Here is a 24,838-nt window from a genome sequence, read left to right on the forward strand (position 1 = left end):
TTCCATGGCCCAGCGTTTCTCCCGCGTTCTCGTCGCCGCCGCGCTGCCGTCGCTGCTGTCGGCCTGCATGCTCGGCCCGAACTACGTGAAGCCGCCGCCGGTGGCCGAGGCGGCGCAGGCGCAGCCGCAGCTGCATCGCGCCGATGCGGTGGCCGCCGCGGCCGGCGTGGTGCCGGCTGCGCCGCCGCAGCGCTGGTGGGAGGCGCTGCAGGATCGGCAATTGAACAGCCTAGTCGAGCAGGCGCTGCAGAACAGCCCGAATCTGCGCGCCGCGCAGGCCAAGCTGCGCGCCTCGCGCGCACTGGTGCAGCAGCGCCATGCCGAGCAACTGCCCAGCGTCGGCGCCAATGCCGCCTATCTCAGCGCCAGGGCGCCGGACGCCCTGGTCGACGGCCTGGGCAGCGTCGCCGCCGGCAGCGGTCAGCAACTGTCCATCGATCCGCATGCGCAGCTGTACAGCGTCGGCTTCGACGCGAGCTGGGAACTGGATTTCTTCGGCCGCCGCCGCCGCGCGAGCGAAGGCGCGCTGGCCGACGCGCAGGCCGACGAGGCGGAACTGGCCGATACCCAGGTCCAGCTCGCCGCCGAAGTGGGGCAGGCCTACCTGGGCTATCGCGGCACCCGCGAGCGCATCGCCATTGCCGAGCGCAACCTGCAGGCGGCGCGGCAGACCCTGCAACTGACCCGGCAGCGCCGCGAGCGCGGCGCCGACGCCGACCTGCAGGTGGAACGCGCGCAGGCGCAGCTGCAACAGCAGGAAGCGGCGTTGCCCGACCTGCAGGCCCAGGCGAAGGAAGCGCTGGACCAGCTGGCGCTGATGATCGGCCGCGAGCCGGGTGCGCTGGATGCCGCGCTGGCCGAGGACCGGCCGCTGCCGACACTGCCGGCGGTGGTGCCGGTGGACGATGCGGGCGCGCTGATCCGCCGCCGCCCGGACGTGCGCCGCGCCGAACGCCAGCTGGCGTCCTCGTCGGCGCAGATCGGGCAGGCGCTGAGCGCGTACTTCCCGCAGGTGACCCTGCTCGGCAACATCGGCATGGCCGCGACCTCGCCGGGCGATCTCGGCAGCGATGCGATCAACAGCGTGGTGGCGCCGTTCCTGCGCTGGTCGATCTTCGATTTCGGCGCGACCAAGGCCAAGGTGGAGCAGGCCCGCGCCGGCAACGAAGCGCGCCTGGCCGCCTACGAAGGCACCGTGCTGGCGGCGCTGCAGGACGCCAACAGCGCGCTGGCGCGGTTCGGCGCCGCGCGCCAGCAGGCACTGGCCGCGGCCAAGGCCGAAGCGTCGGCGGACCGTTCCGCGGCGCTGCTGCAGCAGCGCTACGCGGCCGGCGCCTCGTCGCTGATCGATGCGCTGGACGTGCAGCGCCAGCAGGCCTCGGCGCAGGACAGCGCGGTGCAGGCACGCACCCAGGTGCTGTTGCGCTACGTGGCGCTGCAGAAGAGCCTGGGCCTGGGCTGGGCGCCGCCGCCAGCGCAGACGCAAACGCAATAAACGCCTGAGCCGCGGTATCGTCGATGCGGCGGCCGCGGCTACACTGGGCCGCAACCGCACTGGCGTCGGCCGCGCGCTCCCGGCAGCATCGGCACGCGCGCCGCAGTGTCTTCCACGGGGAGCAACAGATGGCGTTGAGCGAAGCGAGATCCGACCTTCCGCCGATGGCGATCCCGCCCGCCGCGGTGGCGCCGGCCAAGGGCAGCGGTTACCTGTCCATCGCCGGCCTGCGCAAGGAGTTCGACGGTTTCGTCGCGCTCGACGACGTCGACCTGGATATCCGCAAAGGCGAGATCTTCGCGCTGCTCGGCGGCTCCGGCAGCGGCAAGTCCACCTTGCTGCGCTGCCTGGGCGGGTTCGAACAGCCCAGCCGCGGCCGCATCGTGCTCGACGGCCAGCCGCTGGACGGCCTGCCGCCGTACGAGCGCCCGCTCAACATGATGTTCCAGTCCTACGCGCTGTTCCCGCACATGACCGTGGAGCAGAACATCGCCTTCGGCCTGAAGCAGGACGGGCTGTCGCGCGCGGCCATCGCCAAGCGCGTCGGCGAGATGCTGGAGCTGGTGCAATTGGGCAAGCTCGGCAAGCGCAAGCCGCACCAGCTCTCCGGCGGCCAGCAGCAGCGTGTGGCGCTGGCGCGTTCGCTGGCCAAGGGGCCGAAACTGCTGCTGCTGGACGAGCCGATGGGCGCGCTGGACAAGAAGCTGCGTTCGCAGATGCAGCTGGAGCTGGTCGGCATCATCGAGACCTCCGGGGTGACCTGCGTGATGGTCACCCACGACCAGGAGGAGGCGATGACCATGGCCACCCGCATCGCACTGATGGACGCCGGCTGGATCCAGCAGGTCGGCACCCCGGACGAGATCTACGAGCAGCCGGCCAATCGCTTCGCCGCCGAGTTCATCGGCTCGGTCAACCTGATCGACGCGGTCATCGACGAGGACCTGCCGGACTACGTGACCCTGCGCACCGGCGCGTTTCCCGACGCCATCTACGTCGGCCACGGCATTACCGGCATCACCGGGCAGCCGGTGTCGTTCGCGGTGCGCCCGGAGAAGCTGGGCATCGGCAAGGAGGCGCCGGCGCAGGCGCACAACAAGGCGCAGGGCACGATCGAGGACATCGCCTATTTCGGCAGCCATTCGGTCTACCACGTGCGCCTGCCCAGCGGCTTCAAGCTGATGGCCAACTTCGCCAACCGCCAGCGCTGGGCCAGCGACGAGCTGACCTGGGGCGACGCGGTGTGGGTGTGGTGGGGCGACAACGACGGCGTGGTGCTGACCGCATGAGCGCGCCCGCCGCCGTACCTGCCGTGCCGCCGCGGCGCAGCGTGCTGCAGCGCCTGCGCACGCGGCGCCTGCCCGGCGCGCGCTGGCTGGTGATCGCCGCGCCGTACCTGTGGCTGCTGCTGTTCTTCGCGATCCCGTTCCTGATCGTGCTGCGCATCTCCTTCGCCGAGCAGGCGATCAGCAGCCCGCCGTACAGCGACCTGCTGAACTACAAGGACGGCGTGCTGACGCTGAAGTTCACCCTGCAGAACTACCTGGCGCTGGTGCGCGACAACCAGTACATCGAAGCCTACTGGGGCTCGATCAAGATCGCCGGGATCTCCACCCTGTTGACGCTGTTGATCGGCTATCCGATGGCCTATGTGATCGCGCGCCTGTCGCCGTCGGCGCGCAACATCGCGATGATGCTGGTGGTGCTGCCGTCGTGGACCTCGTTCCTGATCCGCGTCTACGCCTGGATCGGCATCCTCGACAGCAACGGCGTGCTCAACCGCGCGCTGCTGGCGCTGGGCCTGATCGAGCAGCCGCTGCGCATCCTGTACACGCCGATCGCCGCCTATATCGGCATCGTCTACTGCTATCTGCCGTTCATGGTGCTGCCGCTGTACGCCACGCTGGTGAAACAGGACCACCGCCTGCTCGAGGCCGCCTACGACCTGGGCGCGCGGCCGTGGAAGGCGTTCGCCACCATCACCTTGCCGATGTCGCGCCCGGGCATCGTCGCCGGCTGCATGCTGGTGATGATCCCGGCGGTGGGCGAGTTCGTGATCCCGGAAATGCTCGGCGGCCCGGACACCTTGATGATCGGCCGGGTGCTGTGGGGCGAGTTCTTCAACAACCGCGACTGGCCGGCGGCGTCGGCGGTGGCGATCGCGATGCTGTTGTTGCTGATGGTGCCGATCCTGATCTTCAACCGCTACCAGCAGCGCCAGCTCGCGGGCGGCCAGGCATGAGCGCGCTGCGCGGCGGGCGCCTGCTGCGCTGGACGGTGCTGACCGGCGGCTTCGCCTTCCTGTACCTGCCGATCCTGCTGTTGATGGTGTATTCGTTCAATGCCTCCAAGCTGGCCACGGTGTGGGCGGGGTTCTCCACCAAGTGGTACGGCGAACTGCTGCGCGACCGGCAGATCCTGCAGGCGGCGTGGATCAGCCTGAAGGTGGCGTTCTGGACCGCGACCGCGTCGATGGTGATCGGCACGCTGGCGGCGATGGTGATGACCCGCTTCCGCCGCTTCCCCAGCAAGAGCCTGTTCGGCGCGCTGGTGACCGCGCCGCTGGTGATGCCGGAGGTGATCATCGGTCTGTCGATCATGATGATGCTGGTGTCGATGGGCGGGCTGCTCGGCATCCCGCCCAAGGGCGTCACCGCGATCTGGGCCGCGCACGTCACCTTCACCCTGTCCTTCGTCACCGTGGTGGTGTCCTCGCGGCTGCAGGAACTGGACCGCTCGCTGGAAGAGGCGGCGATGGACCTGGGCGCGAACCGGCTCAAGGTGTTCTTCCTGATCACGCTGCCGATCATCGCCCCGGCGCTGGTCTCCGGCTGGCTGCTGGCCTTCACCCTGTCCCTGGACGACGTGGTGATCGCCAACTTCGTCGCCGGCCCCAACTCGACCACGCTGCCGATGACCGTGTTCTCTTCGGTGCGAATGGGGCTGAAGCCGAAGATCAACGCGCTGGCCACGCTGATGGTGCTGGCGGTGTCGATCGCCGCCTTCGTCGGCTGGTGGCTGATGGCGCGCAACGAGAAGCGCCGCCAGCGCGACATCCAGCTGGCGCTGCAGCAGGGCGGTTAGCGCGCCCTGTGTTCCTGTAGGAGCGGCTTCAGCCGCGACAGGCAGCGTCGATAAGCCCTGTCGCGGCTGAAGCCGCTCCTACAAAAAGCGGCAGTCGCCGCAGAACGCTGTGGTCCATCGCGCCGGCGCCATCGCCACGCCGCCGCAACCTTCGCGGCGCTAGGCTGGGCGGACTTTTTCCAGGAGTCCGTCGCGATGCCTTACGACACCGTCAATCCCGCCACCGGCCAGGTCGACTACAGCCTGGAGCTGATGGATGCCGCCGCCGTCGAGCAGCGCCTGGCTGCGTCCGCGCTGGCCTTCCCCGCGTGGGCGGAAACGCCGCTGGAGCAACGCGGCGCGCTGTTGCGGCAGGTCGGCGCGCAGTTGCGCGCGCGCCGCGAGGAACTCCAGCGGGTGATGACCGCGGAGATGGGCAAGTTGCGCAAAGAGGCGCTGGCCGAGATCGACAAGTGCGCCGATGCCTGCGACTACTACGCCGAGCACGCCGCCGACTATCTGCGCGAGCAGCCGATCGCCACCGATGCGCAGCGCAGCTACGTGCGCTACGAGCCGCTGGGCTGCGTGCTGGCGGTGATGCCGTGGAACTTCCCGCTGTGGCAGGTGTTCCGCTTCCTGGCGCCGGCGCTGATGGCCGGCAACGTGGCCTTGCTCAAGCACGCCAGCAACGTGCCGCGTTGCGCCGATGCGATCCATGCGGCGCTCACTGCAGCCGGCGTGCCGGCCGGCGTGTTCGACGTGCTGCACATCGACAACGACCAGGCCGCCGAGGTGCTGCGCGACGCGCGCATCGCCGCGGTGACGCTGACCGGCAGCGAGCGCGCCGGCCGCTCGATCGCGGCCAACGCCGGCGAGCAACTGAAGAAGTGCGTGATGGAACTCGGCGGCAGCGACGCCTTCGTGGTGCTGGACGATGCCGATCTGGATACGACCGTGGCGGCGGCGGTGAAGTCGCGCTTCGACAATGCCGGGCAGACCTGCATCGCGGCCAAGCGCTTCGTGGTGGTCGAGGCGATCGCCGAGGAATTCGTGCGCCGCTTCGTCGCCGCCGCGGCCGAGCGCCGGCTCGGCGATCCGCAGGACGAAGCGACCACGCTGGCGCCGCTGGCGCGCCAGGACCTGCGCGATGAACTGCACAAGCAGGTGCAGGCCAGCATCGCCAAGGGCGCCAAGCCGCTGCTCGGCGGCGCGCCGGACACCGCCACCCATGCCGGCTATCCGGCCTCGATCCTCGACCACGTGATGCCGGGCATGCCGGCCTACGACGAAGAACTGTTCGGCCCGGTCGCCGCGATCCTGCGCGTGGCCGACGAGGCCGAAGCGGTGCGCGTGGCCAACGACACCAGCTTCGGCCTGGGCGGCAGCGTGTGGAGCGCCGACCGCGCGCGCGGCGAGCGCATCGCTCGTCAGCTGCAGTGCGGCGCGGCCTTCGTCAACGCCATCGTCAAGAGCGACGTGCGCCTGCCGTTCGGCGGCATCAAGCGCTCCGGCTTCGGCCGCGAACTGGCCGAGCACGGCATCCACGAGTTCATGAATATCAAGTCGGTGTATGTGGGGTGATGCCGGGATTGGGGCGTCGGGATTGGGGATTCGCAACAGCGAATCCTCGGCCCGGCGCCGGCGCTTGCAACGTCAAGCAATGCCACGCACAGCTGCCGCTGCTACGACCCCAATCCCAATCGCAATCCCAACACAGATGGTCGTAACTCGCTAAGCGGCGTCAGCACACGCAACGCCGCTCTTACGAATCCCCAATCCCAACTCCCCAATCCCGGCTCACAGCCACTTCGCCCGCTTGAACGCCACATACAGCCCCAGGCACACCGCGGCCACGCCGCCGACCATCAGCGGGTAGGCCCAGGGCCATTCCAGTTCCGGCATCTGCTTGAAGTTCATGCCGTACCAGCTGGTGATCAGGGTCGGCGCGGCCAGCAGTGCGGCCCAGGCGCCAAGGCGCTTGACCGTCTCGCCCTGGGCCAGGGTCACCAGCGACAGGTTCACGCTCAGCGCGGTGCCGAGCATCTCGCGTAAGGTGTCGATCGCCTCGTTGGTGCGCACCGCGTGGTCGAGCACGTCGCGCACGTACAGCCGCACCTCGTCGGGGATCAGCGGGCCGGGGTTGCGCTTGAGGTGGGCCAGCACGTCCTGCAGCGGCGCCACGCCCAGGCGCATCTGGTTGAGCTCGCGCTTGAGTTCATACAGGCGGATCGCGGTGTCGCGCCGGTAGGCCTCGGCGAAGATATCCGTTTCCAGGCGTTCCAGGCTCTGCCGGAATTCGTCCAGGATCGGCTGGTAGTTGTCGACGATGTAGTCCAGCACCGCGTACAGCGCGTACGACGGGCCCAGCTGCATCAGCGCCGCCTCTCGCTCCAGCCGCTCGCGCACCGGCGCGTACGGCAGCGAGGCGCCGTGGCGCACGGTCAGCAGGAAGCGTGCGCCGAGGAAGGCGTGGGTCTCGCCATAGACGATGCGCTCGGCGATCACCTGCGCGGTGTGCACCGCCAGGAACAGCGAATTGCCGTAGGCCTCGACCTTGGGCCGCTGGTGCGCCTTGCGCGTGTCCTCGATCGCCAGATCGTGCAGCTGGAATTCTTCCTGCAGCTTCTGCAGCACGTCGTCGGCCGGTTCGTACATGCCGACCCAGACGAAGCCGTCGTCGCCGGCCAGCACGTCGCTGATCTGTTCCAGCGCGATGTCGTGGCGGCGGCCGTGGCCGTCGTAATGCACGCAGTTGATGACGCAGGCAGGATTGGCGGGAACGGTGGCCATAAGCGGCAATGGTGTGCGGGCGGGATCAGCGCTGCAAGCGGCGCCGTGTGAACGCCCAGGCCAGCGCGGCGTGCACCGGCAACAGCAGGGCGATCCACTGCAGGTTGAATTGCGGCTGCAGCATCGACAGCCAATGGATCAGCAAGGCCGCGCCGGCCAGGGCGACCACTGCCCACAGCGCGATGCCGAACCAGCGCCCCGGCTGGCGGCCGCGCAGCTGCGCGATGGCGCCGCCGATCAGCAACAGGCACAGCGGGTCCAGCAGCAGCAGATTGCGATTGGCCCAGGCCGCGCGGTGGTCGCTGAAGCCCCACAGATACACCAGCACGCCGCCGCCGAGCGCGCATAACAGCCAGAACGGCAGCGCCAGCGCGGCCAGCGCGCGTGGCCGGCGCGCCAGGGCGACCACGCCGGCGGCGACCAGCAGCCCGACCAGCAGCCACGGCCACCAGTGCCGCGCCTGTTCGCGCGGTTCCGGCGCCAGCCGCTGCGGCAGCAGCTGTTGCCGCGCCTGCACCAGCGGGCGCCCGGCGTGGTTGCGCACTTCGCCCAGGCTCTCGGCAAGGCGCATCGGCACGAACGCCTCTTCCCAGCGCGACAGCGGCTTGTCGGCGAACGGCCCAAGGCCCAGGTCGAAGCCCAGCCACATCCACGGCGCCGGCGAGGCCAGGCGCACCGATTCGCTGCGGTAGGTGTTGCCGCGCGAACGCCCGGACAGCTGCGCGTGCAGGCTGCCGTCCAGCGCCCGGTCCAGCGCGTCGCGGACCATCGTGGCGCAGTTGGCGGTGTAGTAGTCGTAGCGGTAGCGCGCGTTTTCCGGGCGCGCGCGCCAGGCCAGCGCCTGCTGCAGCGCACGCGCCTGCGCCGGTTCCATGTCCAGCCACTGGATGTCCACGCCGCGGCCGGCGTCGCGGTACTGCGCCAGGTCGTCCTGCAAGGGCAGGGCGACCAGGTAATACATCATGTCGCCGGCGGCGAAGCGGCTGACGAAGTCCGGTTCGCTGGGGTCGAAGAAACCGAAGTTGTACGAGGTGGCCTGGCCGCTGCGCGGATCCACCACCACGATCGCGTCGTGGCCGAAGCGTTCGAAGAACACCTCGCCCGGTTGCATCGTGGCCACGCCGATGCGTGGCGCGGGCGTCGACGCATCGTTGCCGGGCGGAGCGGCGACGGGCGCCGCAGCGGCAGCGGGGGCCAAGGCCGGCGGTGCGGCCAGGTCCGCGTTGCCGGCCTGAGCGAACGCGAACGCCGCGCAGCAGGCCAGCAGCGTGCCCAGCAGCCACTGCGGCCAGCCGCGTGCCGGCCTGCGCGACGGCGCGCGCGCGATCAAGCGTCTTCCTGCGGGTCGGGCGGCAGGACGGTGACGTGGAAGGCCTGCACCCGGCGCGCGTCGGCGCGCGCCACGCGGAACGCGAAGCGTCCCAGGGTCAGCTCCTCGCCGGTTTCCGGCAGGTGGCCGATGGCCTCGGTGACCAGGCCGCCGACGGTGTCGTAGTCGTCGTCGGAGAAGTCGGCGCCGAAGCGTTCGTTGAAGTCCTCGATCGGGGTCAGCGCGTCGACCACGTACTGGCCGTCGGCCTGCGCGGCGATCAGCGAGGCTTCGTCCTCGGCGTCGTCGTGCTCGTCGTCGATCTCGCCGACGATCTGCTCCAGCACGTCCTCGATGGTGACCAGCCCGGCGACGCCGCCGTACTCGTCGACCACGATCGCCATGTGGTTGCGCGAGAGCCGGAACTCCTTGAGCAGCACGTTGAGCTTCTTGGATTCGGGGATCAGCACCGCCGGGCGCAGCAGCTCGCGCACCGTGCCCGGACCGTGGTCGGCGACCACGCCGCGCAGCAGGTCCTTGGCCAGCAGGATGCCGAGGATGTCGTCCTTGTTCTCGCCGTGCACCGGGAAGCGCGAATGGCCGGATTCGACCACCTGCCTCATCAGGTCGAGAAAGCGCGCTTCGGCCGACAGCGACACCATCTGCGAGCGCGAGACCATCACATCGCCGACGGTGAGTTCGGAAACCGACAGCGCGCCTTCCATCATGCGCAGGGTGTCGGCGGCGATCAGCCCGTCGTGCTGGGCGTCGCGCAGCACCTCGACCAGGTCGTCGCGGGTGTGCGGATCGCCGGAGAAGACCGAGCTCAGGCGTTCCAGCCAGCCGCGGCGTTTTTCGTGGGTTTCCGGAGGGGAGCTACTAGAGTCGTCTTCTGACATGTTCTATGGATACGGCACCCGGCTTGCCGGGCGATGTGCGCAAGTCTAGCAGGGCCAATGGGACAGAGCCGCGACGCCGGCGGCGGCCGCGGCGGCGCGCGCGGGGACGGGTTCAGCCGCCGCTGGCGGGCGTGTGCAGCGGGTCCGGCGCCGGCGGCGCGTCCGGGTCCTCCGGCAGGTCCAGGCTGTAGCTGCAACCGGCCAGGGTCTGGCCCGGATGCGACTTCACCGTGGACACGCTGAGGATGATCGATTCGATCATCGGCTCGCCGGTCTTCGGATCGGTCACGTCGCGGCTGACCACCTCGCGGCCGAACATCGCCTTGTCCGGCGTGTCCACCGCCGCTTCCAGCTGCAGCTGCTTGGCCAGCGGGCGCGGATCGGGCAGGTCCAGGATCGCCATCGCGCTGGCGCCGGCGAAGGCGATGCGCGTGGTGCTGTGGCCGAACACCTGGATCGGCCGCACCAGCTCGTATTCGCGCATGAACAGGTTGGACTGCGGCAGCGGCCGCCAGCCCTGCGCCACCGCCTTCAGCGGATCGGCCAGCAGCGGCCCCACGGCGGCGAAATCGGCCACGCGCTGGCGGCATTCGAGCAGCGCCGGCAGGTCGATCGCCGGTGCCGGGGCGGAGCCGGGATCGGCGGCAGCAGCGGGCAGCGCGGCCGCGAGCGCGAACAGAAGCAACGATGGACGGATCAACGCGCTGGACCTCGGGCCGGGAAGCGGGGAGTTGCGGCCGCAGCGGCCGCGCGGCAACGTTAGCGCCCGCGCCAGCGCTTGACCAGCCAGCGCTGCGTGCTGGACACGGTCAGCAGCGCGCTGGCCAGGTACAGCACGGACAGCGCAGCGAGCGCGCCGCCGCTGTCGAACTGGGTGCTCAGGTGCCGGCAGCACAGCCACGCGCCGATCGACAGCGGGCACAGCAGCGCGACCCGTCCGGCCCGCGCGGCGACGCGCACCGGGCCGCCGATGCGCTGTTGCCGCCGGCGCAGGTAGAACCAGCGCCAGGCGCTGGGCGTGGTCGCCAGCACCAGCAGGGCGAGTGCGCCCAACCAGGGCAGCAAGGGCTCGGGCAGGCCGCCGCTGCCGGCGAACAGCGGCGCCGGGCGGATCAGACCCAGATAGAGATAGGCGGCCAGGCCGGCGCCCCATAGCGCCACGGCGATGCGTTGCAGCCGTGCCGCGCCTTGGCCGATCGGTTCCTGTGCTGGTTGTTCTGGTTCGAGCATCCGTGTTCCCCAACAACTGTCGAAAAAAGTGCCGCGTGCGGCAGGCCTCAGCGTTCCCCGGCGTAGGGGTCGCCCACGCCCAGGTCGGCCAGGATCTCGCGCTCCAGTTGCTCCATCGCGTCGGCCTCCTTGTCGTCCTCGTGGTCCCAGCCGAGCAGGTGCAGCACGCCGTGCACGGTGAGGTGCGCGTAATGGGCGTTGAGCGGCTTGCCCTGTTCGGCGGCCTCGCGCGCCACCACCGGCGCGCAGATCACCAGGTCGCCGAGCAGCGGCAGCTTGACCCCCTTGGGCAGGCCTTCGGGCAGCTCGGCGGGGAAGCTCAGCACGTTGGTGGCGTAGTCCTTGCCGCGGTAGTGGTGGTTGAGCGAGCGGCCTTCCTTGGCGTCGACCAGGCGGATCGCCAGGTCGGCTTCGCGGATGCGGCCCTTCAGCGCGGCGGCCACCCATTTGCGGAAGCTCGCCGCCGCCGGCAGCCCGGCGCGGGGCAGGGCGTAGCTGACGCCGACGTCGAGGTGGACCGGACCTTTGGTCATGGCGATACCGGCATTTCAGAGCGGACAGGAGCCGACAGTATCGCGCGTGCGGCGCATCACTGCGACTTCCAATCGTCGGCAGCGTAGGCGATCTCGACCACGTCGTTCGCGTCGGCCGCATGCGCGAGGCCGGTGTCATTGGCCGAACCGTGGCAGTTGAACCCCAGCTGCAGGCTGGCCTGGCGCGCCAACTCCACCGCAGCGCGCTCGGGCGTGTCGTTCGTGTCGATGTGGATGGTGGCATCCGCACAGGCGCCGATATTGGCCACCTCGATGGCCGGGACGAGCGTGCGCGCGGCCTGGTCGGCGAGCGCGTCGAAGCTGTCCTGCGCCAGCCCTTGCTGCGCGGCGGATACGCGCACCTTGAAGTAGTAGAGCTGCTTGTAGAACAGATAGCCGTTGGAGAACAGCGGCATGTCGTTCGAGGTCAGCTGCAGGCTGAGCCGCAGTCTTTCCCCTGCCATCCGTTCGGCGTCGGCGATGGCCGCAAGGACCGCGGCATCGACGTCGTTGGCAGGCGGCGGAGCGGGAGCGGCGTCGCCGCTCAGCACGAAGGGCGCATGGTCCAGCTCGTCCAGGTGCGAATAGGTACCCTGCGTCACCGCCGCCGCCAGGTCGCGGCGAAAGGCGGTCAGGCCTTCTTCCAGGGCCTTGGCAGGCTCCTGCCGCCCGGCCGGATAGACGAAGACATCGATCGCCACGTCCGGATGTTCGGCCATCGCGTAGTGGAACCCGGCGCCGGCCGACTTGGCGGCCGGGTCGTATTTGCTGCGGGTAAGGCGGAACTCGCCCGCCGTCTTCGGCGCGATCAGGTAACTGGTTTCGATGTAGGCGCGCGCCGGCGCGGGCGGCCGTTTCGGTTTGGCGGACGCCGCATCCGCGAACAGCACCAGCAGACAAACGGACAGCAAAGCGCGGTCGCGGATCATGGCACCTCCCCTGTGCATCGGATGGGCGCAGTGTACGGTGCTGGTGCCGCGATCTGGAACGGGTGCGACGCAGGTGGCCGGTGTCCCTCCGCGCCGCGCAGGCACCGGCGCCGCTATGGCCGGGTCAGGTGACGCACTCGATCAGCATCAGCAAGGGCGGGCCACCGTCGGCGACGCGATAGGACACATTGCCCATCGGGCCGTGCTGACAGCTGGGATTGAAATGCGCGACCTCGACCGCTGCGGCGAAACCGGACCGCTGGCGCGCCCACACCGCGGCCTGGCCGCGCTCCAGCAGTTGGCCCACCAGATACAGGCTGTCGCTGGGCGCCTTCTTGGCGGCGACCGGGGCGCAGCCGAAGCGGTCGCCACCGTCGCCGGCAACGTCCAGCAGCGCCTGCGCGCGCCGCCCGGCGATCCAGGCCAGCCGCTGCGCTTCGTCGTCATGCGTTGCGTTGGCGGAGGTGCGCCGCGCCTGCGCTGCGCGCTCGAGTTCGGTCCTCGACAGGACGATGGTCGCCTGTTCGACCGCCACCGACACGCATGGCGGCGCAATGGTCTGAGGGAGGGCGACGCGTTGCCGCCTCGTCGGGGTCTGCGCATCGGCCTGTGCCAGGCACACGCTGCTGCAGGCCGCGCCGAGCAGCACGGCGTATGCGAGATGCGGCCAACGCGGCCTGCGCATGGTTACACCGCCGGCCCGGTCGACTTGTCGGTCAGGTCGCGCTTTTCGTAGGCGGTGACGATGCGCGCCACCAGCGGGTGCCGCACCACGTCGCGCGCCTCGAAGAAGGTGAAGCTGACGCCCTCGACCTCGTGCAGCACTTCGATCGCGTCGCGCAGGCCGGACTTGACGTGCTTGGGCAGGTCGATCTGGGTCAGGTCGCCGGTGACCACCGCGGTGGAACCGAAGCCCAGGCGGGTCAGGAACATCTTCATCTGCTCGATGGTGGTGTTCTGCGCCTCGTCCAGGATCACGTAGGCGTCGTTGAGCGTGCGCCCGCGCATGTAGGCCAGCGGCGCGATCTCGATGACGTTCTTCTCCAGCAGCTTGATCACCTTCTCCACGCCGAGCATCTCGTACAGCGCGTCGTACAGCGGGCGCAGATAGGGGTCGACCTTCTGGCTCAGGTCGCCGGGCAGGAAGCCTAGCTTTTCGCCGGCTTCCACCGCCGGGCGCACCAGGATCAGGCGCTGCACGCGCGACTCGTTCAGCGCCTCGACCGCGCTGGCCACGGCCAGGAAGGTCTTGCCGGTACCAGCCGGGCCGATGCCGAAATTGATGTCGTGGCTGGCGATCTGATGCAGGTACTTCGCCTGGTTGGCGCCGCGGCCGCGCACGGTGCCGCGCTTGACCTTGATCGCCACCTCCTGCGGTTCGTAGGCGCGCTGCGCGACGCGGTCGACGTTGGCCTGGTTCAGCCGCAGGTGGATGGCCTGGTCGTCGAACACCACGCTGTCGGCTTCGGCGTACAGGGCGTGCAGCAGGACCTCGGCGGCGGCGACCGCGCTGGACGGGCCGGTGATCCGGAACACGTTGCCGCGGTTGGAGATCTCCACGCCCAGGCGCAGTTCGATCTGGCGCAGGTGCGCGTCGAACGGCCCGGCCAGGTTGGCCAGACGTTCGGTGTCGGCGGGTTCCAGGGTGAAATCGCGTTGGGCGGGGATGGTCATTCGATGCGGACGCGGCGCGCGCGTGGCGACCGGCGTCGTTCAGGACTAGGGAGGGAAAGCGTAGCGCGCGTGGTGGTGAAGGGCCAGTCGCGTCCGCGCGGACGGCGCGGCGCGGCCGGCACCGCGCGCTGCGCTCAGTCGGCGTCGACCAGCAGGCGCCCGCGCAAGGAATTGCTCAGCGCCTCGGTGATGGTGACGTCCACGAACTGGCCGATCAGCCGCGGATGGCCCGGGAAGTTCACCGAGCGCATGTTCTCGGTCTTGCCGGTCAGCTCGGCCGGGTTCTTCTTCGACGGGCCCTCGACCAGCACCGTCTGCACGCTGCCGACCATGCCGCGCGAAATCTGCAGCGAGTGCGCGTTGATGTGCGCCTGCAGCCGTGCCAGCCGCGCGTGCTTGACCGCCTCGGGCGTGCTGTCTTCCAGGTCCGCCGCAGGCGTGCCCGGGCGGCGCGAGTAGATGAAGGAGAAGCTCTGGTCGAAGCCCACGTCCTCGATCAGCTTCATGGTCTTGTCGAAGTCGGCATCGGTCTCGCCGGGGAAGCCGACGATGAAGTCCGAACTGATCGAGATGTCCGGGCGTACCGCGCGCAGCTTGCGGATCTTCTGCTTGAATTCCAGCGCGGTGTAGCCGCGCTTCATCGCGCTGAGGATGCGGTCGCTGCCGGCCTGCACCGGCAGATGCAGGTAGTTGGCCAGCTGCGGCACGTCGCGGTAGGCGTCCACCAGCGAGTCGCTGAACTCCAGCGGGTGCGAGGTGGTGAAGCGGATGCGGCCGATGCCCTCGATCTGCGCGATGCTGCGGATCAGCAGGCCCAGGTCGGCGTACTGCGGCTCCTCGCCGGCGTCGGCGTCGGCGTACGGCCCGCGGTAGGCGTTGACGTTCTGGCCGAGCAGGTTGATCTCGCGCACGCCCTGTGCGGCCAGCTGCGCCACTTCCACCAGCACGTCCTCGAACGGCCGGCTGATCTCCTCGCCGCGGGTGTAGGGCACCACGCAGAACGAGCAGTACTTGGAGCAGCCTTCCATGATCGACACGAACGCCGACGGGCCTTCGGCGCGCGGTTCCGGCAGGCGGTCGAACTTCTCGACCTCGGGGAAGCTGATGTCCACCTGCGACCTGCCCGATTCGCGCCGCGCGCGGATCAGCTCCGGCAGCCGGTGCAGGGTCTGCGGGCCGAACACCAGGTCCACGTAGGGCGCGCGCTTGACGATCGCCTCGCCCTCCTGCGACGCCACGCAGCCGCCGACGCCGATGATCACCGGCTTGCCGCCGGCCTTCAGCGCTTTCCAGCGACCGAGCTGGCTGAACACCTTCTCCTGCGCCTTCTCGCGGATCGAGCAGGTGTTGACCAGCACCACGTCGGCTTCTTCGGGGTTGTCGGTCAGCTCCAGGCCTTCGGCGGCGGCGAGCACGTCGGCCATCTTGGCCGAGTCGTACTCGTTCATCTGGCAACCGTGGGTCTTGATGTACAGCTTGCCGCGGACCGCGGGCGCGGTGGCGGCCGGGGTGCCGACGGAGGGCAGGGGATGCAGGGCGGTCCCGGGCATGGCGCTTAATCCAGGCGGGTGGCGAAAGGAGAGCCGGCTAGTCTACCTGGGCCGGCGCCGCCGCGCAGGCGCTCAGGCCGCCTCGGCGGCCGCGTCGATCGCCTGCGCACGCTGCACCGCCGGCCGCGCCGCCATGCGTTCGACGTAGGCGCGGGTCGGCGCCGGCGGGTCGAGCAGGCCGAAACCGATCATCCAGCCCAGCGCGCTGCCCCACAACACGTCGGCGGCGCTGCATTGCGCGCCCAGCAGATAGTCGCCGCGCGCCAGCTGGTCGTCGATCACGCCCATGACGGTGTCGCAGTCGACGTACGGCGACATCGCCCGCGGCGGCGCCTCGCGCTTGAGCGCCCGGTCGATCACCGCCGGTTCGAACGCGGAGCCGTAGAACGCCAGCCAGCGCAGGTAGGGACCGCGGCGCGGATCGCCCATCGCCGGGGCCAGCCCGGCTTCCGGATACAGATCGGCCAGGTACTGGTAGATCGCCACCTGCTCGGTGACCACCGCGCCGGCATGCACGATCGCCGGCACCTTGCCCATCGGGTTGATCGCCAGGTACTCCGGTTCCAGTTGCGCGCCGCTGGCGAAGTCGATGCGTTGCAGTGCGTAGTCCGCGCCCAGCTCCTCGAGCAGGATCAGCACGCCTTTGGAGCGGGATTTGGGGTTGTGGTACAGGGTCACATGGCGGTCGGCGATGGGCATGGCGGCGCTCCTTGGTGATCGAGCGTCCATGCTAGGCGCTGTTGCGGACGGATTCTGTCCGCAATACCGTGCGCCATGGTTTCTGCCGCCTCCCGCACCCTGCGCCTGATCGGCCTGCTGCAGACCCGCCGGGTCTGGTCCGGCGCGGAGCTGGCCGAACGCCTGGACGTGGACCGGCGCAGCCTGCGCCGCGACATCGAACGCCTGCGCGCCCTGGGCTACGCGGTCCAGGCCTCGTCCGGGGTCGGTGGCGGCTACCGGCTGGCGGCCGGTGCGCAGATGCTGCCGCTGCTGTTCGAGGACGACGAGGCGGTGACGGTCGCGGTGGCGCTGCGCGCGGCCGCAGCGAGCATGGGCGGTCTGGAGGACACCGCACTGCGGGTGCTGGCCAAGCTCGACCCGCTGCTGCCGGCGCGGGTGCGGCAGCGCGCCGGGGCATTGCAGGCGGTCACCCTGTCGTTGGGCCAAGCGCCGGCGGCGGACACCCAGGTGCTGATCGGCATCGCCAGCGCCTGCCGTGATCGGCGCCTGCTCGGCTTCGGCTACCGCGACCATGCCGGACGCAGCAGCCAGCGCCTGATCGAGCCGTTGCGCCTGGTCAACTACGGGCGCCGCTGGTACCTGCTGGGCTGGGACCGTGCGCGCGCCGACTGGCGGACGTTCCGCGCCGAGCGCATCGTGCCGCCGCTGCAGCCTGGCGAGACGATCGCGCTGCGGCTGCCGCCGCGTGACCCGGCGGCGATGGTGCGCGATGCGATCCAGCATAGCCCGCTGCCGCAGCAGTTCGGGCTGAGCGTGCGGCTGCGCGGCAGCGTGGCCGAGCTGGGTCCGCGTATTCCGTCCTGGTGCGGAACCCTGGAGGCCGAGCAGGACGGCCATTGCCGGCTGAGCATGCTGGCTGACGCGCTGCCCTGGCTGGCCGCGCAACTGCTCACCCTGGGCGTGCCGTTCGCATCGCTGCAGGCCGACGCGGCGGTGATCGCCGGACTGCGCGGCGCGCTGGCCGACCTGCTGGCGCAGTTGCCGGCCGGCCCCGAATGAACCGGCCAGGTACGAGGCGGGCCGCCTGGGGAAACGGGCGGCCGGTCCCGCCGCTGCTGCCACGCACTTGGCAAGTGCCGGCGAAGTTGGGACACTCGCCGCCATGAAGGGGATGGTGGGGCTTCTGGGGCTTGCAATCGCAACGCTGTCGGCAACGCCGGCCAGCGCCGGCACCCTGTACAAGTGCATCGGCGGCGACGGCGTGCCCAGCTACGTCAGCAAGCGCGTGGCCGGCGCCAGTTGCAGCGTGGTCGGCAGCTATGTGCCCGATCGTCGTGCCTCCCGCCCGGCGCCCGCGGTTAACGCGGTCCCGGCCGAGCGTGCGGCCAATCGCGGTGTCATCACGCTGGCCGCGCCGCAGTCCGGCGCGCCGGCCACCATCATCAGCGCGCCGGTCGCCGCCAGCGTGGCGCCGAAGAGCGTGGCACCCGTGCCTGCGACGGCCGGGACCGCGCCGCGGCGGGTGGTCAGCGGCCAGGTCTATTCCTATATGAAGGACGGGGTACGCCACTACACCAGCGCGCGGCCGACCCAGGTCGCCAGCCTCGGCGCGGTGCGCACCATCCGCTACAGCTTTATCGAGACCTGCTATGCCTGCGCCAACCCCGGCCTGAACTTCGGTGCGGTGCGGCTGAACACCACCGCCTACCAGAGCGAGATCGCCGCCGCGGCGCGCGAGTACGGGGTCGACGAGGCGGTGGTGCGCGCCATCATCCATGCCGAGTCGGCATACAACCCGATGGCGCTGAGCCGCGCCGGCGCGCAGGGCCTGATGCAGCTGATGCCACCGACCGCACGCCGTTTCGGAGTCAGCGATTCGTTCGATGCCTCGCAGAACATCCGCGGCGGCGTGCAGTACCTGGCCTGGCTGCTGAAGCGCTTCAACGGCAACCTGACCCTGGCCGCCGCCGGCTACAACGCCGGCGAAGGCGCGGTAGACAAACACGGCGGGGTGCCGCCGTACAGCGAGACCCAGCGCTACGTGCAGCGTGTCGGCGTGCTCGCCGACCGCTACCGCGGCGTGCTCGCGACGGCGCATTGAGGCATGCTTGTCGCCGTCGCGACGATGCATTGTCTGCGCGTTAAGGGTTCCGCTACACTGCAGTGGATTTTATGCGGTTCGACCCCCACCGAACCGCTGGCAGCCTAATGCTACCCAATCAAAAAATCGGAGTGCCGGATGGCCAACGATGGGGTCAACGATTCTGTTAATGCAGGACGCCGCCGCTTTCTCACCGCCACCACGGCGGTGGTGGGCGCGGTGGGTGCGGGTTTCGTCGCGGTTCCTTTCATCAAGTCCTGGAACCCCAGCGCCAAGGCCAAACTGGCCGGTGCGCCGGTCACCGCGGACATCAGCGCGTTGCAGGAAGGCCAGCGCCTGATCCTGGAGTGGCGCGGTCAGCCGATCTGGATCGTCAAGCGCTCCAAGGCGATCCTGGACGCATTGCCGACCCTCGATGGGCGGCTCAAGGACCCCAAGTCCGAGGTCACCGACCAGCAGCCGTCCTACATCAAGGGCGAGGGCCGTTCGATCAAGCCCGACATCTCGGTGCTGGTCGGGCTGTGCACGCACCTGGGCTGCTCGCCGGAGATGGTCGCCGAGATCCGCCCCGAACCCTACGATCCGGAATGGAAGGGCGGCTATTTCTGCCCCTGCCACAAGTCGCGCTTCGACATGGCCGGCCGCGTGTTCCAGGGCGTGCCTGCGCCGATCAACCTGCTGGTGCCCCCGCATCACTACCAGGACGACAACACGCTGATCATCGGCGTCGATCCCAGTTCGTCCGCGAAGGGGGCAGCGTAAGCCATGGCCGACAATCTCCTTACCCGCACCGCGGGCAACGTGTTCGACTGGGTCAACGAGCGCGCGCCGGGGCTGATGCCGTTCTACCGCAAGCACGTCGGCGAGTACTACGCGCCGAAGAACTTCAACATCTGGTACTACTTCGGTTCGCTGGCACTGGTGGTGCTGGTCAACCAGATCGTCACCGGCATCTTCCTGACGATGCACTACAAGACCAGCGCGGCCGAGGCGTTCAACTCGGTCGAGTACATCATGCGCGACGTCGAGTGGGGCTGGCTGATCCGCTACATGCACTCCACCGGCGCCTCGCTGTTCTTCATCGTGGTGTACCTGCACATGTTCCGCGGCCTGCTCTACGGCAGCTACAAGAAGCCGCGCGAGCTGGTGTGGATCCTCGGCATGCTGATCTACCTGGTGCTGATGGCCGAAGCGTTCATGGGCTACGTGCTGCCGTGGGGGCAGATGTCGTTCTGGGGCGCCAAGGTGATCATCTCGCTGTTCGGCGCGATCCCGGTGATCGGCAACGGCCTGACCGAATGGATCATGGGCGACTACCTGCCCTCCGACGCCACGCTCAACCGTTTCTTCGCGCTGCACGTGATCGCGCTGCCGCTGGTGCTGTTGCTGCTGGTGGTGCTGCACCTGGGCGCGCTGCACGAAGTCGGTTCCAACAACCCCGACGGCGTGGAGATCAAGAAGGGGCCCAAGGGCAACCGCTGGGATCCGAACAAGCCGGCCGACGGCATTCCGTTCCACCCCTACTACACGGTCAAGGACATGGTCGGCGTCGGCTTCCTGCTGCTGATCGGCGCCTTCATCATCTTCTTCGTGCCCGCGTTCGGCGGCCTGTTCCTGGAGCACGACAACTTCACCGAAGCCAATCGCCTGGTCACGCCCGAGCACATCAAGCCGGTGTGGTACTACACGCCGTACTACGCGATGTTGCGGGTGGTGCCGAACAAGCTCGGCGGCGTGCTGGTGATGTTCTCGGCGATCGCGATCCTGTTCCTGGTGCCGTGGCTGGACCGCGCCAAGGTCAAGTCGATCCGCTACCGCGGCTGGATTTCCAGGGTGATGCTGGGCGTGCTGGCGGTGTGCTTCGTCTGGCTCGGCGTGATCGGCTCCGGTCCCGGCACTGATGCCAGCGAGACCATCATCGGCCGCGTGCTGACCGTGCTGTATTTCGGATTCTTCCTGACCATGCCGGTCTGGACCACGTTGGACCGGACCAAGCCGGTGCCGGAGCGGGTGACGACCCATGACTAAGCCCATGATCGCCGCGCTGTGCTGCTTCGCGGGCGTCTCCCTGTTGTCCGCCATGAGCTACCTGCTGCCGTTGGGGCAGATCGTGTTCTGGGGCCGGCAGGCGCTCGGCTCCTTGTTCGGTGCAATGGCGGAGGGATCCCTATGAGCAAGCGCCTGATGTCCATCCTGGCCTGCTTTGCCTGCGCGCTGCTGTTGTCCGCCTCGGCGCTGGCCGCCGAGGGCGGCGCCACCCAGCAGGCCGGCAACGACCTCGGCGACCGCGCCTCGCTGCAGCGCGGCGCCAAGCTGTTCATGAACTACTGCTCCGGCTGCCATTCGCTGAAATACCTGCGTTACTCGCGCATGGCCGAAGACCTGGGCCTGAGCGAGGACGAGGTGATGGCCAACCTCAACTTCACCGGCGCCAAGGTCGGCGAGCACATCGAGGCGGCGATGCCGCACGATGCGGCCACCAAATGGTTCGGCAAGGCGCCGCCGGACCTGAGCCTGATCGCGCGGGTGCGCGGCACCGACTGGGTCTACACCTACCTCAAGTCGTTCTACCTGGACCAGTCGCGCCCGCTGGGCTGGAACAACAAGCTGTTCGCCAACGCCTCGATGCCCAATCCGCTGTGGGAGCTGCAGGGCCTGCAGCAGCCGGTCTACGGCAAGGCAGAGCAGCCTGGCGTGGACAAGCCGGTGGAGCGGTTGCAACTGGCCTCGCCGGGCAAGGAAACGCCGGCGCAATTCGACCAGACGGTGCGCGACATCAGCAACTTCCTCGAATACGCCGGCGAACCCGCCGCGTTGAAGCGGCAGAGCCTGGGCGTGTGGGTGGTGCTGTTCCTGGCGCTGCTGACCTTCCTGGCCTATCTGCTGAAGAAGGAATACTGGAAGGACGTGCATTGAGCGTCGGCCGCAGGCCGGCGTGTTGTCTGCATCGTTGCTGACCCGATCCCCTGTTCATCCTATTGGCTTTTGCGAGCGAGGGTTGCACACTCAGGGGCCGTGATGACCGTCAGCAGGGTGTTGGCGGCATCGATGCGGCCGGCGGATTCCGGTCGTCGGAGAGCCTTGAATGGCGGCGAGTGTGCGTATGCGAAATACCTTGACGTTGTTTTCTTCCACCGATGACGTGCTGTGCCACCGCGTCCGTCTGGTGCTCGCCGCAAAGGGCGTGACCTACGATTTCGTGGCGGTGGATCCGCAGAACCCTCCCGAAGACCTGATCGATCTCAATCCCTACCACTCGGTACCGACCCTGGTCGAGCGCGAGTTGGTGCTGTACGCCGCCTCCGTGGTCAGCGAATATCTGGACGAACGCTATCCGCATCCGCCGCTGATGCCGGTCGATCCGTTGTCGCGTGCGCGCCTGCGTCTGGCGATGCTGCGCATCGAGCACGACTGGGTGCCGCAGGTGCAGGCGATCCAGCTTGGCAACAAGGCCCAGGCCGAGGCCGGGCGCAAGCGGCTCAAGGAGCTGCTGACCGCGTCGGTGCCGCTGTTCAAGGCCAGCAAGTTCTTCCTCAATCCGGAAATGAGCCTGGCCGATTGCGCGATGGCGCCGATCATCTGGCGCCTGCAGGCGCTGGACATTCCGCTGCCCAAGGACGGCAAGGCGATCGAGGACTACGGCAACCGCATTTTCCGCAATCCCGGTTTCATCCGCAGCCTGACGGATCAGGAAAAGAAGCTGCGCGACCTGCCGGCCTGATGCTGCGGCCGCGCGTGGCGCCTCCGATGTTTTCCGCGTTGCGCCAGCGCCAATGCGTGCCGGCGCGTAGAATTGGCGCATGACCGACGATATTTCCCGCATGACCAGCCATCGCCCGTACCTGTTGCGGGCGCTGGTGGAGTGGATCAACGACAACGGCATGACCCCGCACATCCTGGTGGATGCGGGCCTGCCCAACGTGCAGGTGCCGCCGAGTGCGGTCAAGGACGGCAGGGTGGTGCTCAACATCGCCGAGCGCGCGGTGGTGCGCCTGCAGATCGACAACGAAGGGGTCAGCTTCACCGCCCGCTTCGGCGGCGTCAGCTATCCGGTGCAGGTGCCGATGGCCGCGGTGCTGGCGGTGTACGCGCGCGAGACCGGGCAGGGCATGGCGCTGCCGGACGATATCCATGGCGCCACCGAGCCGCCGGGCGACGACACTCCGCCGCCGCGCCCCAGCGGTTCCGACGATGGCGCTGGCGGCAAGCGCCCGCATCTGCGCGTGGTGAAGTAACCACGGCTTCTGGTTTGCGCCGGCGAGGATGTGGCCGGTGCGAACGTCCGATCCGCTGCGGGCGTCGCCACCCGGCGGATCGCGTCCAGCGTCGGTGCCGCGCAGCATGCGCCACGGCTCACGCGTCTACCTCAACTTGGATCGAGCCCCTGTAGGAGCGGCTTCAGCCGCGACCGATATCCACGTGGAGCGTCTTGTCTGCCTGCGGAGACCCCGCCCGCGCAGAGCGCGTCTTCGCGAACGGCGGGCCCCTCACTCGCGCGGCGCACGTCCCTCATGCAGCGCCGTCACCGTGGCCACCGAGGGTCCGGTGAAGGCGATCAACTGGTCGCCGAGCAGCACCAGGCGGCCGCTGTGGCGATCGACGCCATCGTAGGAATAATCGAAGCGAAAGGTCCGCTCGAAGCCCAGCCAGCCGCTGGGCAGGCGCCGCAGGCGCAGGCCGGTGCCGTGCACGCTCTGGTCCAGCCACTGCACGTCGGCGGCCTTGCAGGCATTGCGGCCGAGGCTCTCGGCGCGTTCGGCGGCAGCGCGCGACGCGTTCCAGAACGCGAACGCCGCGGCGCCGGCAATCATCAGCAGGATCAGGCTAGGCATGCGTCACTGTAGCGAGACGCGGGGTGGAGCGGCAATGCTTGGTTGGGGAATCGGGAATCGGGAATGGGGAATGGGGAATCGGCTTGGACTTGATGCCGTGTGAGGCCGAGGCTCTAGAAGCACGGATGGCGAGCCTGATTGTTTTCGTGTGTGGCTCACGGCTTCTTGCGGGAGCGCCTTCAGGGCACTCCGATAACCCCGAAAAAGCATGTCGATGCCACGGCGAGCGGCCGATGCGCCGGGCCGGCAGGTTCCGGCATCGAGGCGTTGAAGATGCGCTGAGATGGTGAAGGCGCATTGGCGATGGGGAGCCGATGCCGGTGCGGCCGCGTTTCCCATGGATGCCTTGCACCATGGCCACCTCGTTCTCCTGTCGCGGCTGAAGCCGCTCCTACAGCGTGCGCGCCGTGCCCGTGTAGGAGCGGCTTCAGCCGCGACAGGAGAACGACACGTCATCGCCGCCGCAGCCTGCAGCTTCCGGACTGCAGTCATTCAAGGTGCCATCAAGTCGCGATGGGCCCGGCCGGCAAAACTCGCTGCGACCGATGGCGCCTGCCGAGGCGACGCAGATCCTGGAGGTCGCACGCACTCGATAAGACGCTAGCGCTGCCCCGGCGGTTCGGTCGCTTGCGGTTGCGGCGCCGGTGTTGCCGATGCAGCGGGCGAGGCGGCCGGTGTAGCTGGCGTGGCGGGCACGGTGCCGGATGCGGCTGGTGGCGCCGGCGGCGTAGTCGCCGGTAGCGGGGCTTGCGGCGTGCCCGGGTCCACGGCGGGAGCAGCATCCGGCATCACCGGCGGCAGCAACTGCGCTTGCGGCTGCAGTTGCAACAGCGCCGCCCAGTCCTGTCGGTTGAAGTCGCACAGCTCCTCGTGGCCCGGCGTGCACTCCAGGCCGGCGCCGTCGTCGCCGACCTGGTCCTGCGCCAGCGGCGCCTCCAGTTGCAGGCGCCCGGCGCGGTCCAGCGGCAGCTTGCGCATGGTTACCGCGTTGAGCACGTTGCCGCCGATCAGGTACAGCGTGTGGTCGCCGCCGACGTTGGCTGCGACCACGATGTCGCAATGCGATTCCCACGGCAGCGCACCGCCGCGCGCCAGCGCCTCGCGCAGCCCGGCCGCGCCCAGCGGTTGCTTGCGCCCGCGCAGGAAGCACAGCAGGTCGCCCGGCGCGGGCTTGTCCTGCTGCGGGTCGGCGTAGCGATAGGGCAGGCCGTTCGCGCCGCCCTGGTAGGCGGCGCGGATGTAGTCGATGTGCCGCACCGAGGTGTGGAAGCCGCCGACGCCGGCGCGCACCATCACCCAGGACACGAACGCCGCCGACCAGGGGTTGTCGACCAGGAACGCGCGGCAGTCCGCTTGCCGGTAGCGCGAGCCGTCCAGTTGCTGGCAGCTGGCGGCGCCGTCGCTGCCGCCCATCGCGCCCAGCGTGCCGCTGTCGCGCCAATAGGCGGCCACGCGCTGCCAGGCCTCGATGCCGTGATCGGCGAGATAGCCGCGCTCGGCCTCGGTCACGCGCAGGCCGGCGAGCCGGCCGTCGCGGTCGATGAACGGGCGCCACCACAGCCGATGTTCGTTGCAGGCGGTGCGCACGATGGCGACGGCGGCCGGGCTCAGGCCGAAGCGTGGCGGCAGGTCGCACACCTCCGCGGCGGCCGCGCGGCCGGCGGGAAACAGGGCGGCGGCACACAACAACGCGAACCAGGGGCGGGCCATCGGCGAACTCGGTGAATGGGGGATGGGTGCAGCGTCGCAGAG

General features: G+C 69.2%; 26 protein-coding genes. 13 read left to right on the forward strand and 13 right to left on the reverse strand.

The features are described from left to right. The first annotated feature begins 4 nt into the window (after positions 1–4). The 5 genes from AB3X08_RS08805 to AB3X08_RS08825 all read left to right on the forward strand — a co-directional run bounded on the left by AB3X08_RS08805 (position 5) and on the right by AB3X08_RS08825 (position 6,139). The gene (locus tag AB3X08_RS08805) at positions 5–1,495 is read left to right on the forward strand and encodes an efflux transporter outer membrane subunit (RefSeq protein WP_369937684.1); all 1,491 of its coding nucleotides are present in this window, start codon (positions 5–7) and stop codon (positions 1,493–1,495) included. Between the two features lie 164 nt (positions 1,496–1,659). Further along, entirely contained in the window at positions 1,660–2,784 is a 1,125-nt protein-coding gene (locus AB3X08_RS08810; protein ID WP_369937686.1) for an ABC transporter ATP-binding protein, read from the forward strand. After that, positions 2,781–3,737, forward strand: a complete 957-nt coding sequence (locus tag AB3X08_RS08815) for an ABC transporter permease subunit (protein WP_369937688.1) — start codon at positions 2,781–2,783, stop codon at positions 3,735–3,737. Before AB3X08_RS08810 ends, AB3X08_RS08815 begins: the two co-directional genes overlap by 4 nt. Further along, entirely contained in the window at positions 3,734–4,579 is an 846-nt protein-coding gene (locus AB3X08_RS08820; RefSeq protein ID WP_369937689.1) for an ABC transporter permease subunit, read from the forward strand. The genes AB3X08_RS08815 and AB3X08_RS08820 overlap by 4 nt, the downstream gene beginning before the upstream one ends. Before the next feature lie 195 nt (positions 4,580–4,774). Next, complete coding sequence (locus AB3X08_RS08825; RefSeq protein ID WP_369937691.1) at positions 4,775–6,139, forward strand: NAD-dependent succinate-semialdehyde dehydrogenase; 1,365 nt, start codon at positions 4,775–4,777, stop codon at positions 6,137–6,139. A gap of 216 nt (positions 6,140–6,355) precedes the next feature. On the opposite strand, the gene AB3X08_RS08830 is transcribed toward AB3X08_RS08825, so the two are convergent. From AB3X08_RS08830 to AB3X08_RS08880, 11 genes are all read right to left on the reverse strand, one after another. Beyond that, complete coding sequence (locus AB3X08_RS08830; protein ID WP_369937693.1) at positions 6,356–7,348, reverse strand: magnesium and cobalt transport protein CorA; 993 nt, start codon at positions 7,346–7,348, stop codon at positions 6,356–6,358. A 25-nt stretch (positions 7,349–7,373) separates the two neighbouring features. Then, a complete protein-coding gene (locus tag AB3X08_RS08835; protein ID WP_369938486.1) occupies positions 7,374–8,459 on the reverse strand; it encodes a DUF4105 domain-containing protein in 1,086 nt (361 codons plus the stop codon). A gap of 215 nt (positions 8,460–8,674) precedes the next feature. Further along, on the reverse strand, positions 8,675–9,556 hold the full coding sequence (locus AB3X08_RS08840) for an HlyC/CorC family transporter (RefSeq protein ID WP_369937695.1): 882 nt from the start codon (positions 9,554–9,556) through the stop codon (positions 8,675–8,677). A gap of 112 nt (positions 9,557–9,668) precedes the next feature. Further along, positions 9,669–10,235, reverse strand: a complete 567-nt coding sequence (locus AB3X08_RS08845) for a hypothetical protein (protein ID WP_369938488.1) — start codon at positions 10,233–10,235, stop codon at positions 9,669–9,671. An 80-nt stretch (positions 10,236–10,315) separates the two neighbouring features. Then, positions 10,316–10,786, reverse strand: a complete 471-nt coding sequence (locus AB3X08_RS08850; protein ID WP_369937696.1) for a hypothetical protein — start codon at positions 10,784–10,786, stop codon at positions 10,316–10,318. A gap of 47 nt (positions 10,787–10,833) precedes the next feature. Beyond that, on the reverse strand, positions 10,834–11,319 hold the full coding sequence (gene ybeY / locus AB3X08_RS08855; RefSeq protein WP_184410341.1) for an rRNA maturation RNase YbeY: 486 nt from the start codon (positions 11,317–11,319) through the stop codon (positions 10,834–10,836). Between the two features lie 56 nt (positions 11,320–11,375). After that, entirely contained in the window at positions 11,376–12,248 is an 873-nt protein-coding gene (locus tag AB3X08_RS08860) for a hypothetical protein (RefSeq protein WP_369937699.1), read from the reverse strand. Positions 12,249–12,372: 124 nt separating this feature from the next. Further along, positions 12,373–12,933 carry a hypothetical protein gene (locus AB3X08_RS08865; protein WP_369937700.1) on the reverse strand — a complete coding sequence of 187 codons (561 nt, stop codon included), beginning with the start codon at positions 12,931–12,933 and terminating at the stop codon, positions 12,373–12,375. Positions 12,934–12,935: 2 nt separating this feature from the next. Then, positions 12,936–13,922, reverse strand: coding sequence for a PhoH family protein (locus AB3X08_RS08870; protein WP_369937702.1), 987 nt, complete (start codon positions 13,920–13,922; stop codon positions 12,936–12,938). Positions 13,923–14,056: 134 nt separating this feature from the next. Then, positions 14,057–15,472, reverse strand: coding sequence for a tRNA (N6-isopentenyl adenosine(37)-C2)-methylthiotransferase MiaB (gene miaB, locus AB3X08_RS08875; RefSeq protein ID WP_369937704.1), 1,416 nt, complete (start codon positions 15,470–15,472; stop codon positions 14,057–14,059). Positions 15,473–15,544: 72 nt separating this feature from the next. Beyond that, positions 15,545–16,171, reverse strand: coding sequence for a glutathione S-transferase family protein (locus AB3X08_RS08880; protein WP_369937705.1), 627 nt, complete (start codon positions 16,169–16,171; stop codon positions 15,545–15,547). A gap of 75 nt (positions 16,172–16,246) precedes the next feature. Between AB3X08_RS08880 and AB3X08_RS08885 the strand changes: the two genes are divergently transcribed. From AB3X08_RS08885 to AB3X08_RS08920, 8 genes are all read left to right on the forward strand, one after another. Beyond that, the gene (locus tag AB3X08_RS08885; RefSeq protein WP_369937707.1) at positions 16,247–17,212 is read left to right on the forward strand and encodes a helix-turn-helix transcriptional regulator; all 966 of its coding nucleotides are present in this window, start codon (positions 16,247–16,249) and stop codon (positions 17,210–17,212) included. A 103-nt stretch (positions 17,213–17,315) separates the two neighbouring features. After that, a complete protein-coding gene (locus AB3X08_RS08890; RefSeq protein ID WP_369937709.1) occupies positions 17,316–18,254 on the forward strand; it encodes a transglycosylase SLT domain-containing protein in 939 nt (312 codons plus the stop codon). Positions 18,255–18,392: 138 nt separating this feature from the next. Then, positions 18,393–19,016 carry a ubiquinol-cytochrome c reductase iron-sulfur subunit gene (gene petA, locus AB3X08_RS08895; RefSeq protein WP_145706523.1) on the forward strand — a complete coding sequence of 208 codons (624 nt, stop codon included), beginning with the start codon at positions 18,393–18,395 and terminating at the stop codon, positions 19,014–19,016. Positions 19,017–19,019: 3 nt separating this feature from the next. Then, a complete protein-coding gene (locus AB3X08_RS08900) occupies positions 19,020–20,282 on the forward strand; it encodes a cytochrome b (RefSeq protein WP_184410330.1) in 1,263 nt (420 codons plus the stop codon). Positions 20,283–20,286: 4 nt separating this feature from the next. After that, positions 20,287–20,427, forward strand: a complete 141-nt coding sequence (locus AB3X08_RS08905) for a hypothetical protein (protein ID WP_369937711.1) — start codon at positions 20,287–20,289, stop codon at positions 20,425–20,427. An 11-nt stretch (positions 20,428–20,438) separates the two neighbouring features. Continuing rightward, a complete protein-coding gene (locus tag AB3X08_RS08910; RefSeq protein ID WP_369938490.1) occupies positions 20,439–21,170 on the forward strand; it encodes a cytochrome c1 in 732 nt (243 codons plus the stop codon). 169 nt (positions 21,171–21,339) lie between these two features. Further along, positions 21,340–21,975, forward strand: a complete 636-nt coding sequence (locus AB3X08_RS08915; protein ID WP_009598113.1) for a glutathione S-transferase N-terminal domain-containing protein — start codon at positions 21,340–21,342, stop codon at positions 21,973–21,975. Positions 21,976–22,054: 79 nt separating this feature from the next. After that, positions 22,055–22,489: a ClpXP protease specificity-enhancing factor gene (locus tag AB3X08_RS08920; protein ID WP_369937712.1), complete on the forward strand. Its 435-nt coding sequence runs from the start codon at positions 22,055–22,057 to the stop codon at positions 22,487–22,489. A 252-nt stretch (positions 22,490–22,741) separates the two neighbouring features. Here AB3X08_RS08920 and AB3X08_RS08925 read toward each other — a convergent pair whose 3' ends face one another. Both AB3X08_RS08925 and AB3X08_RS08930 read right to left on the reverse strand, forming a co-directional pair. After that, positions 22,742–23,086, reverse strand: coding sequence for a DUF3301 domain-containing protein (locus AB3X08_RS08925; protein ID WP_369937713.1), 345 nt, complete (start codon positions 23,084–23,086; stop codon positions 22,742–22,744). 600 nt (positions 23,087–23,686) lie between these two features. Continuing rightward, positions 23,687–24,796, reverse strand: coding sequence for a DUF2272 domain-containing protein (locus AB3X08_RS08930; protein WP_369937715.1), 1,110 nt, complete (start codon positions 24,794–24,796; stop codon positions 23,687–23,689). Between the last annotated feature and the right edge of the window lie 42 nt (positions 24,797–24,838).

The sequence above is a fragment of the Xanthomonas sp. DAR 34887 genome, assembly GCF_041245805.1.
Classification (GTDB): domain Bacteria; phylum Pseudomonadota; class Gammaproteobacteria; order Xanthomonadales; family Xanthomonadaceae; genus Xanthomonas_A; species Xanthomonas_A tesorieronis.